Origin of the sequence: Bradyrhizobium sp. ISRA436, assembly GCF_029910015.1 — a bacterium.
Lineage (GTDB): Bacteria > Pseudomonadota > Alphaproteobacteria > Rhizobiales > Xanthobacteraceae > Bradyrhizobium.
This window is the reverse complement of the sequence record NZ_CP094519.1, coordinates 5,412,506-5,425,653: the sequence shown is the minus strand read 5'-3', so window position 1 is coordinate 5,425,653 and position 13,148 is coordinate 5,412,506. Positions and strand designations below refer to the sequence as shown.

At 60.5% G+C, this 13,148-nt stretch carries 10 protein-coding genes; 5 read left to right on the top strand and 5 right to left on the bottom strand.

Features of this window, described 5'->3' with window-relative positions:
* Positions 1-20: 20 nt before the first annotated feature.
* The 4 genes from trbF to MTX23_RS25560 are packed head-to-tail and all read left to right on the top strand — an operon-like array spanning position 21 to position 3,145.
* On the top strand, positions 21-704 hold the full coding sequence (gene trbF / locus MTX23_RS25575; RefSeq protein ID WP_280972976.1) for a conjugal transfer protein TrbF: 684 nt from the start codon (positions 21-23) through the stop codon (positions 702-704).
* A 59-nt stretch (positions 705-763) separates the two neighbouring features.
* Positions 764-1,687, top strand: a complete 924-nt coding sequence (gene trbG / locus MTX23_RS25570) for a P-type conjugative transfer protein TrbG (RefSeq protein WP_280978185.1) — start codon at positions 764-766, stop codon at positions 1,685-1,687.
* 38 nt (positions 1,688-1,725) lie between these two features.
* Entirely contained in the window at positions 1,726-2,901 is a 1,176-nt protein-coding gene (locus tag MTX23_RS25565; protein WP_280978184.1) for a TrbI/VirB10 family protein, read from the top strand.
* Positions 2,902-2,905: 4 nt separating this feature from the next.
* Positions 2,906-3,145 (top strand): DUF2274 domain-containing protein, encoded by a 240-nt coding sequence (locus tag MTX23_RS25560; RefSeq protein WP_280972975.1) that lies wholly within the window; start codon positions 2,906-2,908, stop codon positions 3,143-3,145.
* A 232-nt stretch (positions 3,146-3,377) separates the two neighbouring features.
* Here MTX23_RS25560 and MTX23_RS25555 read toward each other — a convergent pair whose 3' ends face one another.
* From MTX23_RS25555 to MTX23_RS25535, 5 genes are all read right to left on the bottom strand, one after another.
* Entirely contained in the window at positions 3,378-4,322 is a 945-nt protein-coding gene (locus MTX23_RS25555) for a TauD/TfdA family dioxygenase (protein WP_280972974.1), read from the bottom strand.
* A gap of 261 nt (positions 4,323-4,583) precedes the next feature.
* The gene (locus tag MTX23_RS25550; protein WP_280972973.1) at positions 4,584-5,321 is read right to left on the bottom strand and encodes an HAD hydrolase-like protein; all 738 of its coding nucleotides are present in this window, start codon (positions 5,319-5,321) and stop codon (positions 4,584-4,586) included.
* 575 nt (positions 5,322-5,896) lie between these two features.
* The gene (locus tag MTX23_RS25545) at positions 5,897-6,526 is read right to left on the bottom strand and encodes an FMN-binding negative transcriptional regulator (RefSeq protein ID WP_280972972.1); all 630 of its coding nucleotides are present in this window, start codon (positions 6,524-6,526) and stop codon (positions 5,897-5,899) included.
* Between the two features lie 688 nt (positions 6,527-7,214).
* On the bottom strand, positions 7,215-8,585 hold the full coding sequence (locus MTX23_RS25540) for an integrase arm-type DNA-binding domain-containing protein (RefSeq protein WP_280972971.1): 1,371 nt from the start codon (positions 8,583-8,585) through the stop codon (positions 7,215-7,217).
* Positions 8,586-8,913: 328 nt separating this feature from the next.
* The gene (locus tag MTX23_RS25535; RefSeq protein ID WP_280972970.1) at positions 8,914-9,594 is read right to left on the bottom strand and encodes a GntR family transcriptional regulator; all 681 of its coding nucleotides are present in this window, start codon (positions 9,592-9,594) and stop codon (positions 8,914-8,916) included.
* A 296-nt stretch (positions 9,595-9,890) separates the two neighbouring features.
* Between MTX23_RS25535 and MTX23_RS25530 the strand changes: the two genes are divergently transcribed.
* Entirely contained in the window at positions 9,891-13,133 is a 3,243-nt protein-coding gene (locus MTX23_RS25530) for a molybdopterin-dependent oxidoreductase (RefSeq protein WP_280972969.1), read from the top strand.
* The last annotated feature ends 15 nt before the right edge of the window (positions 13,134-13,148 follow it).

Genomic DNA, 13,148 nt, shown 5'->3' with positions numbered 1-13,148 from the left:
GCTCTGTTGGGGAAATGCTAATGTTCAAAAGGTCTTCAGTTCACTACGGGCGAGCGCCAGCGCCAGTCACACCATATCAAAAGGCCGCCCAAGTGTGGGACGAGCGTATCGGATCGGCTCGCATACAGGCGAAGAACTGGAGGCTAATGGCATTCTGCTGCCTGGTGTTGTCGTGCGGCCTAGCCGGAGGATTGGTCTGGCAGTCGACGCAGGGAGCGATCACGCCGTGGATTGTCGAAGTCGATCACATCGGGCAAGCACAGAGAGTTGCGCCCGCCAACTCGGATTATGAGCCGACCGATCCGCAGATTGCCTATCATCTAGCCCGCTTCATCGAAGACGTTCGCGGCCTGCCGGCAGACGGCATCGTCCTTCGTCAAAATTGGCTGCGGGCTTACGATTTCACCACCGATCGCGGAGCTGCCGCGCTCAACGAGTATGCCAGGAGCAATGATCCATTTGCCAAGCTCGGCAAGGCGCAGATCTCGGTCGAAGTCTCCAGTGCGATCCGCGCCTCTATCGAAAGTTTTCGTGTCGCCTGGATCCAGCGTTCTTATGAGAACGGATCGCTGGCATCGACCGAACGCTGGACCGCTATTCTGACTGTCGTCATTCAGACGCCTCACGACGCCGATCGCTTGCGCAAGAACCCGCTCGGGATCTACGTCAACGCAATCAGCTGGTCGAAGGAGCTCGGACAATGAAGCGGCAACCTTATGAACGCCGGACCGGAGTCATCGCCCCCAGATGTGCGCTGGTCTCAATGATAGCCATCTTCGTGTGCCCGTTGGGAGGCTGCTCAACATTCATCCCGCCCGAGATCTCATACGATTCCGACGTGCCGCCGTTACCGCCCGCGCCGGCGACCTTCGACGATCGGTCGCGGCCGCTCCACGTTCCGCCGGCCTGGAAGCCAACCCTTGGCGGGAAAGCAGGAACCAAGGAAGAAGCCGAACCGGTTGGCAGGATCGAAGTCGCGAATAGTGCGGCTCGGGTCGAACCGCGGAGACGAGGATACTTCAACGCCGCACAGATCTACAGTTTCAGTGCGGGCGCGCTCTATCAGGTTTACGCGGCGCCGGGAGAGATTACCGACATTGCACTCGAGGAGGGCGAGCAACTGGTCGGTTCCGGGCCGATTGCAGCCGGTGACACCGTGCGCTGGGTCATCGGTGATACCGAGAGCGGTAGTGGTGAGGCTCGACGGGTCCATGTCCTGGTCAAGCCGACTCGTTCCTCGATCGAGACGAACCTCGTTATCAACACCGACCGGCGGACCTATCTCATTGAACTCCGCTCCCGCGAGAAGCCCTACATGCCGCTGATCTCGTGGTACTATCCGGAAGAGCAAAGAAAGGGGCAATCACTATCTCTAACGCCCACCTTGCCTGATGCCTCACAACGCCGCTTCCGTTACGCGATCGAAGGTGATCGCCCGCCTTGGCGACCGCTCGCGGCTTACGATGACGGCCGCAAGGTCTACATAGAGTTCCCCCAAGGTATCGTTCAGGGCGAGATGCCTCCACTGTTCGTGCTTGGCCCGGACGGTAAGTCCGAAATCGTCAACTATCGTGCCTACAGCAATCTGCTCATCGTCGATCGTCTGTTCGCCGCTGCCGAACTGCGCCTGGGAGGGGAGCATCAGCAGAAGGTAAGAATTGTTCGGACCGACGGGAGGCCATCATAATGAGCCAGAATCTTTCGGACGATCGTCCACCTGTTGAAATGCAAGGTCCTGCCGAAACGCCAAACGCCTTTCGGCTCAGACCGGGGTATCCACGCGTTACGCGACTCTCTCGAAAGGTTCTCCTGGCTGGCAGCGCGATGGGGTTGACGGTCGTCGCTGGCGCAGCGTTTTGGGCCCTACAGAAGAACAAGACAACGGGCCCTTCCCCGGAAGAGCTCTATAGTACCGACCATCATAGCATTGCTGATAGCATTGCGGCTCTACCACGTGACTACGCTGCCGCCCAACGTCAGGTGCCGCAACTCGGGCCGCCGCTTCCGGGCGATCTTGGTCGTCCGATTCTTTCTGCTCAAGGGCAGTCGCCAACAGTCTTTGGGACTACACTTGACCAAGATCAGCAACGGCAGAACCAGGAGAACGAAGCTGCGCGTGTCAGCCGTCTCTTCGTGTCGACAAGCGTTCGAGGGAGTCAAAATCCGACAACGAACGAATCGACCGGCGATCGCGTGATTCCATCTACGTCGCCATCCAACAATGAAGATGGACTAACGCTGAACGCGCAGGACAGAAAGCTTGCTTTCGCCAACGCCGTCGTGGATCGCCGCACCACGAACGCGGATCGCATCACGAAAGCGGCGTCAGCATTTGTGGTTCAGGCAGGAACCGTCGTTCCCGGAGCACTCATCACAGGTATTCGCTCGGATCTACCTGGCCAAATCGTGGCGCAAGTAACAGAGAACGTATATGATTCTCCAACGGGACGTTTTCTGCTGGTTCCGCAGGGAGCACGCCTGATTGGTCTTTACGATAGTCAGATCGCCTTCGGTCAGTCTCGCGTGCTGCTCGTATGGACGCGGCTGATCATGCCGAACGGACGTTCCATCGTTCTCGAGCGACAGCCTGGTGCCGACGCCGCAGGTTATACTGGCCTCGAAGATGAAGTCGACAATCACTGGGGTGAGTTAGTCAAAGCCGCGGCGCTGTCGACCTCATTGGCAATCGGCACGGAGCTAGGTGAGGGCTCAGACGCCAATAGCAATAATGGCGCAATCGTTCAGGCGTTGCGCCACGGCGCGGCCGATTCGCTGAGCCAAACCGGACAGCAGGTGGTTCGACGCGGCCTGAATATCCAGCCTACTTTGACCATACGGCCGGGGTTCCCGGTCCGTGTCATTGTCCATCGTGATCTCGTTCTTGAACCGTACAGAGGGTGAAAACATGCCAAAGCTCAAAATTGGAGCGCTCCCAGACGACAGGTCGGTCAAAGTGAGTGTGGAATTGCCGGCGGCGGTGCACCGTGATCTCATTGCCTATGCAGAAGTCTTGACACGTCAGGGTGGTCAGCCGATCGAGGCGACCAAGCTCATCGCACCTATGTTGGCGCGCTTCATGGCCACCGATCGAGGATTTTCCAGGCTGAAGCGTGGAGCTCACGTGCCTGTCGCTGGTGAAGGATAGTCGTCCACTACCGCTTCACGAACCTGTCGACCACTGCTGAAGACATGCTCCGCATCAGCCGAAGCGGATCGCTCTCGTTGCAACGGCCGAGCCCGCCGGCATGTCGGGCGAGTGGGCGTGCGCAACTTGATCGCGGCAGCCCGACACGGAGTGCGCGTGGAGATGCCCTGTCGGGAGGTGTGCACCCGCGTCTCCCGGGATACCGCCGCGCTCACCAGGTTCTGTCGAGTTCTTAGCTTCGCGAGTGTTGAGCGACGTCGATAGGCGGCTGTTTGTTGACCTTGAGCCGCCTGACACTGTTTCGGCCGTCAACGCTGACGGGCACATCACCGTCGATTGTGGCACGTCGCACGACGCGATGCTGATCGCCATAGTCGTTGACCGCATAATGCTGTGTTGCGCGGTTATCCCATATCGCGACATCACCTTCCATCCAGTTCCAGCGCACGGTATTTTCGGGCGCGGTGATATGAGACTGGAATAGATCGAACAGCTTCTGGCCGTCATATTTGGGAACGCCGACAAAACGCTGCACCAAGGCGCCGAGCACTAGCGCCCGCTCGCCTGTCTCGGGGTGAACTCGCACGACGGGATGCTCAGTCTCGAAAATCGTTCTGGTAAAGACCTCGTCAAAATGCTTCTTGTCAATGTCGCGGACGCGAGCCATTCCGGCGTAATCGAAAACGTTGCTGTGAACGGCCCAGAGCTCGTCGGCAAGTCGTTGTAGCGGTGGCGCCAGATCGAGATAGGCTGCCGCTGTATTCGACCACACCGTATCGCCGCCGAACGGCGGCATTACAACGGCTCGTAGCACCAGAATCTTTGGATAGGCATCGGCGAATGTCCCATCCGCATGCCACACATCGGCGCGACCGCCGCCGCGGGTGGAATCCAGTTCGAGGATCGATGCCATTCCCTTGGTAACGCCGAGCATCGGATGCGGCACTAGAGTTCCTAAACGAGCGGCAAAGCGCTCCTGCTCGGCGTCATCGAGATGGCCTTGCCCACGGAAGAAGATTACTTTGTGTTCGAGCAGCAAGCTGTTGATCGCTGCAATCGTCCGGCTCGGCAAGTCCCCCGATAGCTTGATATTTTTGACCTCGGCGCCGATACGCACTGCTCGTTTTACGACGTCGGTACGCGAGATGACATCATCGATCAAATCCGTTTCGCTCATAGCGGTATTTTCCAAGCTTGCGGTTCGCTTCCTAGGCCCCTCGGTAGCGAATGATCAGCAGCAAGCATTGTGCCAGTCGCAAAGATCGAGCCTGAGTGGCTACGGACCGAGATGAGCAATAGGAATCGTGCGGTCACCGGATAGAACCGATGACTGGAACGGACAGTCAACGGGCTCGGTCGCCGGCATCATCCTTCAATATCATGGAGTCGCGAAGAAGCAGTGATTAGCAATAGTGACCAACGGCAGACCTTCGATCACTCAATTGAGAATGCGGTGTTTCTGCAAAATGGGTACTAGGTCATGGTGGTCATGTATCATGTAGTCCGGCCGTGCGGCGCGCAAGCGCGATTCGGAAACAAATCCGCCCGTGATCGACACGCTGATAAGGCCGAGATTGCGGGCGATCTCCGTTTCGATTGGCATGTCGCCGACGACGACGGTTCTTTCGGCGGACAGATCATTGGCCTGCATGTACAGGCGCAGCCGGTCCTCCTTGCTCATGCTCCTAAACTGAGTTGCGCGGCTCTCAAACGCCAAAATCTCGGTGACGCAACTCTTGATGCCAAGTCTTCGCACCTGTACGCGAATTGGTTCGACAATGTGATTGCTCAGAATGACGGTTTGAACGGCTTGGCGATGTGCAGCTAGCAAGATATTTCGTGCGCCTTTCCGTAAAAGAGCTTTACTTGCCAAGGATTCGTAGGTGTCGTGAAAGATGGCGCTGTCGTTACTATGCACGACTTCGACTTCATCTTCCGACATGTCCAGATTGCGGTAAAGAACGGAGAGCGGAAGCTCAAACTCCTCGCGGAACCTTTGCATGTCTACGGTCGCGCGACTGAACCGGCTCAAAATGGCATTGACGGTTTGCAACACCGCATTGGCATCGTCGAGCAGCGTACCATTCCAGTCGAATACGATCGCGGATTTCATGCGTGAACCTAGAGCAGTGGTGGCGCGGTAAGTCTGCTCGTGATTGTTAAAGTTTGGATCCATATGTCTGCGTCGAGCAGATCGTAAGGGTCTCATCTGAGCATACGAGCCACAAATGTGGACCTGCCTCAGTTACGTTTAGGCTCCAGTGAGGGATTGAGAGGTGCGTTGACCGCGTTGACCATTCTTCCGAGAGCTAGACACGAGGATTTAGGAAAGGAGAGATTGCCTGCCGGTTTCGTGCCTTTGGATGCTCTAGGTCGGCTTTTGCTGGAGCAATGGTCGTGCCAGCTCTGCTAGTGCGTACTAAGCGGCTGAGTATCCGTTGGAAAATATCAACCCGTGCTTTCGCGGGGTGTACTGAAGCCGACACAACAATTGTGCCGCTGTCGGAACATGGACAAGAACCTGCACGGCGGGCGGGGCCGAGGTGTCGAACTGACGACTGGTCATGTTGTGGTATTTCGGCTGTACGTTGAATCGAGGCTCGAGTCTCGCCTGCCGAACTTGGACCGATGACCATGGATTCCATGGACACGTCCATGCATGAGGGCCAAGCTTGGAGACCCAAGATACTCACCCGACGTTGCATCAGCTGTCGTTCCTAACTGGTCTTGTACATTTTCGTTACGCTCGCCTCAGGCCTGAGCTAGAATCAGGGCAGCCACTTCCTGATCCCGTGGCTGTTTGCTCGCCGCGAGGCCGGTGGCAACACCGATGCGGTCAGCCGCGGGACGATTTTGGCTCATCTTGCGCTTGCCTTCGATCTTGGTGATGGGAATGTGCACGCCAACAATTCCACAGAGCTGGGCGGCGATGAAATCAGCGGGGGCATCACTGACTGACCAAGGCGTCGCGCGTAACGTCTCGTGAATATTGGTCAACCGCGTAACGACCGCAAGCAGACGTTCGGGATCCTCGAAGAACTCAATCGGCCCGTGGGCGTGGACCGCGACGTAATTCCAGGTCGGCACCACACATTCAGCTTCTTGTTTGGTGACATACCAGGAGGGCGTCACATAGGCCTCCGCCCCCATGAAGATCGCCAGAGCTTCACCGATCGAGGCCGCACGCCACTGCGGATTGGCCTTCGCCAGGTGCCCGTACAGTGCTCCGTGTTCGCCTTCGGTCTCGTCTAGGAAGAGCGGGAGGGGTGTCGCAAGTGGTCCGTCTGACGTAGCCGTGATCAAATTGGCGAGACGGCCGGAGCGGATCGTCTCTCGAATGTTATCGAGATCGTCATCTCTAAAGGCCGGTGGTATGTACATGAAAGCTCTCCGGTTTGTGGTTCTGAGATAAACCCAGGTCGGCACGCTGGAAACTGCCAGTTCCGGTCGGCCCGGCAGAGGCTCGCCGGTGGATCCAGCGGCCTTGCTCATGACCTGGCCAGCCGATGATCAGGCAGAGAACGTCGCGCCCGTTGGAAAGGGATGTGGCTAAGTAAGGCGGTTGTAATGGCCCAGAGGCCGCCGGTCCGCGAACTTAAGATGGTAAAAAGTCCACGGCTGCGCGTCGGATCTTGAAGGGATCGGCTGTGGGCTCAATCACTTTGGTCGTGCCGTGGGCCGAGTGTTCGTTCCGACCGCGAGTTCGATTCTAGATCAAGCCCGAATGTGGCAGGGGACGCATGGGCCGGCGATCCGAACGGCGGCATTCGCACACGGCAGCCGCGACGGCGTGCGAGTTCGCTAACGGCGCAATCATCCGAGATGATCGCCGAAGATTGCAGCGCGGGTAGTAGCTCGTCTGACGGAGCGCTTCGCTGGCCGGAATACAACGCCTTGCGACACGGCCGTGGCCTCTGCATCATGCGGCAATTCACGCAACCGTGTTGAGCCAGCTTAGACGATCTCTTGGGTGCGTTAACGTAGGGAATCGAACAATGACGCCGGTCGATAAGCTCGATAAGCCGCCTCACAGAGCAGCAGGCGCGCGGCAAATCGACGATATATGAGTTCAGCCTCTTCGGGTATGCGCGGAGGTAGCTCGGTCTTGTTCGTTGCTCGGAACGTCTGGCTTCGTTTGAACTCTGCTGGCTGCACGGCAGCTTGCCCATCGGCCGAGCCAAGCTCCCAAATCGGAATCTTTCGTGAGCGACTTACCAAGAGCGGAGAATACAGCAGTGCTGATAGCTTGCTGCTGGCCGCGCAGGTGATCCTCGAGGAGTTTCTGTCGGGTAACGTAGCCGGCGTTCACGCCTGGAATCGAATGGTTCATAAGAAGCTTCGCATCGAATTCGGACACTCCAGCAGCCGATGCAACAGTGCGGAACGTTTGGCGAAGATCATTGCCCCATTTCGAGAGTGTACCCCGATCCTCCTTTGTTTCAGCTAGATGCCCTGACGCGCTGTCGCCGGGAAATACCCATTTCTGCGACTGCAACGGATAAATTTGTCTGCCGAATCGGATTGTCCGAATGAGACACAGGATCATTTCGCGGGAGAGCGGGATGTCAAAAGCTCGCTTCCTGCCACCCTTCGGTTTTTCGATATGCAAAGTCCGGCGGTGAAAATCGATGTGGCTTGGCTTTACTTGCTGCAACGCGGTGGTCCGGGAACCAGACAGCAGCGTGAGCAGATGAAATTCACGACGGACTGGATTCTCAAGAGCGGCCAACTCCCTGAACCATTCGGTCAGGTCGCTGATGCCCATGCCAGTATCGCGACGTTTTTCCTCATTCCAGTCGATAGCGTCTGCTGGATTGTCGCGCGGCAGTGATCTGTTGGTCTTACGAGCGTGATTGTAAATTGCGCGCAGCGTTCGCATGCTGCCATTCGCAATATAGGGACCGTTCTGCTTCGTGAGGTCGTCGTGCTTGTTCGCAACACGAGCAGGATTCATCGCAAGTTCGCTCAATGGAGTATCAAGCCACTCCGCAAAGAGACGTTCTACATGGTCGCGATAACCACTTATGGTCTTCTCACTACGCCCCTTTCGGATCAGATGGGCCACCAGATATCGCTGCCATGCTTGCCTGAGTGTAACAGTCGCGCCGACCGTATTTCCGACCGGGACGGAGCCACTGTGCCCCACTTCCTTTGTCGCCTTCGGGTGCTGTCCCTTGCTGATCTGGGCCAGATATTCCTTCGCCATCGCGCGCGCGGTTCGGGTCGTCAACTCGCGCGTATCACCGATAGAGACTCTGATGGAAGATGACCGCTTTCCTCCTTGCCGGAGGTCGCCTTGGACAGTGAAGGTCCTTTTCCTCCGCCCCACGACGACGAAGAAGCCCTTCAACTCGGTGTCGCGGGCTAGGTACCATCCGTCCTTCGGGGTAGGTAACTGAGCGATGGTCTTGTCGCTCAGGAGAATGCGAGTGTTGTTCATTGGAGGGAGCAGTCAACTAAAACGGTTTTTCAAACGGTTTTGGCAAACCGGGGTGTTTGGGGGTTCGGGTTCGACGAACTGCGAAGCTATGCGAGAAATGCCCATAAACAAAGGACTTCTCGATCATCGTCGTAGCGCGTCGTGGATTCAGAAATTGCAGCGAAGCGCTGATTTTGAACTCTTAATCAGCGGGTCCCAGGTTCGAGCCCTGGTGCGCCCACCACTCTCAAGTGATGGCCCGTCAAGGGCCTATTTTATTTTCCGCAGATCGAAGGTCACGCGATCCGTCGCGGCGTGCGAGCGCCGGTGACGGCATCGGATCGCGTCGTCAACTGCGCGCCTGTCTCAACAGCGGTTCGCGGGCGTATTCCTTCGAGCGCAGCAGCGCGTCGACGAAGATCGGCTCCCAGGACCGGATGTGGCTCCTCAGCAGCGTCGTCAGCGCCTCGGTCTCGCCGGCAAGGGCGAGCTCAATCAGCCGATAGTGCTCAGGGACCGACGCCTGTTGTCGCTCCAGGCCGGCGCGCGAGCTGATGCCGTAGAGCCGCATCTTGTCGCGCAGGCCCATCACCATCTCGGTCAGCAAGTCGTTGCCGGCGGCCGCGATGAACTCGCGATGATAGTTGCGGTCGGCTTCCAGATAGAGCTGGACGTCGTCGGTCGCGACGGCCTTCGCGATCTGGTCGGCCCGCTCACGCACCGCGGGTAGATCCTGCGGGGGATTGGCGGCGACCAGCGCGGCCGCGTGCAGCTCCAGCACCTCGCGCATGTCGAAGAGGTTGCGCAACTCGGTCAGCGTCGGCTCCACGACCTTGAAGCCGCGATTGCGCATCGGCTCGACCAGCCCGCCCCGGCTGAGCTCCAGCAGCGCCTCCCGCACCGGCGTCGAGGAGACGCCGAGGCTCGCTGCCAGGCTAGGCACCGAATACATCGTGCCGGGCGCGCTTTGCCCGGAAATGATCTCGGCGCGCACGCGCTGCAGCACCTGCTCTCGCAAATTCTGGTCCATGGGTGGTCGCGGCCGCCTCTTCGTTGGGAGCTCCAATTCGTCCCTGATTATTACTTAGTCTTCTAGTAGTGTGTGACGTAAATGTGTAACGCATTACAGAGATGCGTTACCTCTGACCCGCGCGGATTGTGAGACCAAGGTGAAACAGCGGCTGCCCGGTTATTGCACGCTTTGTCGCTCGCGCTGCGGTGCCCTCAGCGTCGTCGAGGACGGGCGCCTTGTCGGTGTAGAGGTATTAACTAACCATCCGACCGGAGGCGCGCTTCTGCGCCAAGGGGCGCGCAGCGCCGGAAATCGTGGCTAGCCCGCGGCGCCTGACAGTCCCGCTCAAGCGCACCAACCCACGTGATGCCGCCGACCCCGGCTGGGTCGAGGTGTCCTGGGACGAGGCGCTGACCGAGATCGCTGGGCGGCTCGGTGCGATCCGTGCCGAGAGCGGCGCAGAAGCGGTTGCCTTTGGCGTCACCACGCCGAGCGGCACGCCGATGGTGGACAGCTTCGAGTGGGTCGAGCGCTTCATCCGCGGCTTCGGCAGTCCCAACCTGATCTACGCGGTCGAGATCTGCGGCTGGCACAAGGACTACGCCCATGCCCTGACCTTCGGCCGAGGCATCGGCTTTCCCGACTACGACAATGCGGACGCAATGGTGTTGTGGGGCCACAATCCGGCCCGCACCTGGCTCGCCCAGGCGACGCGGATCGCCGATGCGCGGCGACGCGGTGCAAGGGTCGCGGTCGTCGATCCCAAGCCGAACGGGTCGGGCCAGCAGGCGGATCTCTGGCTGCGCATCCGCCCGGGCGCCGATGCCGCATTGGCGCTGGGCGCGATCCGCCACCTCATCGCTACCCGCGCATACGACGCGGACTTCGTCAACGCATGGACCAACGGGCCACTGCTGGTTGATCGTGCGACGGGACGCTTTCTCCGCGCCGGCGCGCTGTGGCCGGATGGCGTGCCGGACAACTTCGTTCGCCTGGATGCGGCAGGCTCGCCTCTGCCCTGCGATACGCGTTACGCGCCGGAGACCGGCGGTCAACTGCGCGGGACATTCTCCGTCCGCGCGCGCGACGGCCGCCCGATCTTGGCAGCGACGGCGTTCGAACTCCTGGCCGCGCGGGTCGCCGATTACACGCCTGAGCGTGTGGCGGCGCTGACCTGGCTTCCTATCGATGACATCGAAGCGTTCAACGCGCTGTTCGCTGGTCGACCACGGCTCGCCTACCACTCCTGGACCGGCGTCGGCCAGCACACCAACGCGACCGCGATCGAGCGCGCGATCGCGACGCTCTATGCATTGACGGGCGCCTGCGATCGGCCGGGCGGCAATCGCTGGCCGGTCCCGCCGCCGACCCGCGCGCTCAACGACTACAACATCCTGCCGCCTGAGCAGCAGGCCAAGGCGCTCGGCCTTGCCGAACTGCCGCTCGGCCCGCCGGCCAAAGGATGGATCACGGCGCGGGATTTCAGCAGGGCCGTGCTTGATGGCGAGCCTTACCGGGTGCGCGCGCTGGTCGCCTTCGGCACCAATTTCGTCGTCTCGCAGGGGCATTCAGAGCGAAACCGCGAAGCGCTGAACGCGCTCGAATTCCAGGTTCATATCGACATGTTCATGAACCCGACCGCGGAGAGCGCCGATTTCGTTCTGCCGGCGAGCACGCCATGGGAGCGCGACGCGCTCAAGATCGGCTTCGAAATCACGCAGGAGGCGGTCGAAACCGTGCAATTTCGCCCGCGCATGGTCGAACCGGTCGGCGACGTGAAGGCCGACTACGAGATCGCAGCGGCGCTCGCGCTGAAGCTAGGGATGGATGAGCTGTTCTTCGGGGGCGATATCAAGGCCGGCTGGAATTACCAGTTGGCGCCGCTTGGGATCGGCGTCGACGACTTGCGCGGCCATCCCGAGGGGCGCCGCTTCCCGCAGAGCGTCCGCGACGAGAAATACGCCGCGGCGCGGGACGATGGGACTGTGACGGGCTTTGAAACGCCGACACGCCGCGTCGAGCTCTATTCGGAGCTCATGCTCGGGCACGGCTATGATCCCTTGCCCGATCATGTCGAACCCGCCGGCAGCCCGTTCGCGGCGGCGGACGAACACTATCCGCTCGTGCTCACCACGGCCAAGAGCGGATGGTTCGTTCACACGTCATATCGGCACGTCGCCTCGCTGCGGCGAAAGTCACCCGATCCCGCCGCCGAGATCAGTCCGCAGCTCGCCGCGCGGCGCGGGCTTGTCGAGGGCGATTGGGCCGTGGTGCAGACGCGCGGCGGCGCCGTGCGCCTGAAGGTGCGTCTCAATGCGGCGCTCGACGAGCGCGTGGTCGTTGCCGAATTCGGCTGGTGGGAGGACTGTCCGCCGCTTGGCCGCGATCGCTCCGCGGCGGCCGGCACTGGCACGCGCAACATCAACGCCGTGCTGCACGACGATGCGCGCGATCCCGTCAGCGGCTCCGTTCCGCTGCGTGCGACGGTCTGCGACATCAGGCGCGACGCAATCGCAAGCCGCGGCGTCTGGAGCGGCCAACGGCGGTTCGTGATCGGCGGCCGGCGCACTGAAGCCGGCAATGTTGTGGCGTTTGACCTGTTGCCGCATGACAACGGTCCGTTGCCGGATTTCTTGCCTGGACAGCACGTCATGACATCGCTGCCCGGTTCTCGGGAGGGGCGTGCCTATTCCCTGACCGGGCCAAGCGACACGCCCGGCGTCCTTTCGATCGCGGTGAAGGGGCGCTTCCCTGACGAAGCGCGCAGCAGCGACGCGCCGTTCTTCATGCCGGATCGCATGCATGGTCTCGCCGTCGGCGACGAAATCGTGCTGAAGCCGCCGGCTGGCATCTTCACACCGCCCTTGAAGGGGCCGCGGCCTCTTGTCTTCCTCGCGGCGGGGATCGGCATCACGCCGTTCATGAGCCACCTCGAGACGCTGCAGCACGTTGCGCCGCAGGACCGCGTTCCCGAGATCCTGCTACTCCACGGCTGCCGCAGTAGCCGCGAGCATCCCTTCGCACGGCGGCTCGCGGAGCTGGGGGACGTCACGCCGGAGCTGAGGCGGGTGACGTTCTATTCCGCGCCGCTTGCGCAGGAGCACGTTGATTGCGGTCCGTTGCGCAAAGGCCGTCTTGATCTTGAGCTGGTGAAGCCGCTGTCGGCGCGGCGGCCGCTTGTCTACATCTGCGGCTCGCCGGAGTTCGTTGCGGCTCAGATCGAGGCAGTGGCGGCGCTCGGCGTGCCGCGCTTCGACATCTTCGCCGAGAGTTTCGTGTCGCCGCCGGTTGTTCCGAGCGACCTTGTCCCGCGCACCATCCGGCTCGCCCACAGCGAGCAGAGCTTTTCCTGGGGGCCGGAGCAGGGGACGCTGCTCGACGCCGCGAATGCGGCCGGCGTCGCGCTGCCCAGCGGCTGCCGTGTCGGTCAATGCGAGAGCTGCGCGGTGCAGGTCGTGGACGGAGACTTCACGCATCTCGGTCCCGTCGATGGAAGAGAGGGGCAATGCCTCGCCTGCCAGGCGGTGCCCTTAACCGATCTCACGCTCGCGCTTTGAATATCAATACAGACT

What these genes read in the sequence shown, in the direction of transcription:
- trbF (WP_280972976.1), top strand. Translation starts at nt 21, where the DNA reads ATGTTCAAAAGGTCTTCAGTTCACTACGGGCGAGCGCCAGCGCCAGTC.
- trbG (WP_280978185.1), top strand. Translation starts at nt 764, where the DNA reads ATGATAGCCATCTTCGTGTGCCCGTTGGGAGGCTGCTCAACATTCATC.
- MTX23_RS25565 (WP_280978184.1), top strand. Translation starts at nt 1,726, where the DNA reads ATGCAAGGTCCTGCCGAAACGCCAAACGCCTTTCGGCTCAGACCGGGG.
- MTX23_RS25560 (WP_280972975.1), top strand. Translation starts at nt 2,906, where the DNA reads ATGCCAAAGCTCAAAATTGGAGCGCTCCCAGACGACAGGTCGGTCAAA.
- MTX23_RS25555 (WP_280972974.1), bottom strand. Translation starts at nt 4,322, where the DNA reads ATGAGCGAAACGGATTTGATCGATGATGTCATCTCGCGTACCGACGTC.
- MTX23_RS25550 (WP_280972973.1), bottom strand. Translation starts at nt 5,321, where the DNA reads ATGGATCCAAACTTTAACAATCACGAGCAGACTTACCGCGCCACCACT.
- MTX23_RS25545 (WP_280972972.1), bottom strand. Translation starts at nt 6,526, where the DNA reads ATGTACATACCACCGGCCTTTAGAGATGACGATCTCGATAACATTCGA.
- MTX23_RS25540 (WP_280972971.1), bottom strand. Translation starts at nt 8,585, where the DNA reads ATGAACAACACTCGCATTCTCCTGAGCGACAAGACCATCGCTCAGTTA.
- MTX23_RS25535 (WP_280972970.1), bottom strand. Translation starts at nt 9,594, where the DNA reads ATGGACCAGAATTTGCGAGAGCAGGTGCTGCAGCGCGTGCGCGCCGAG.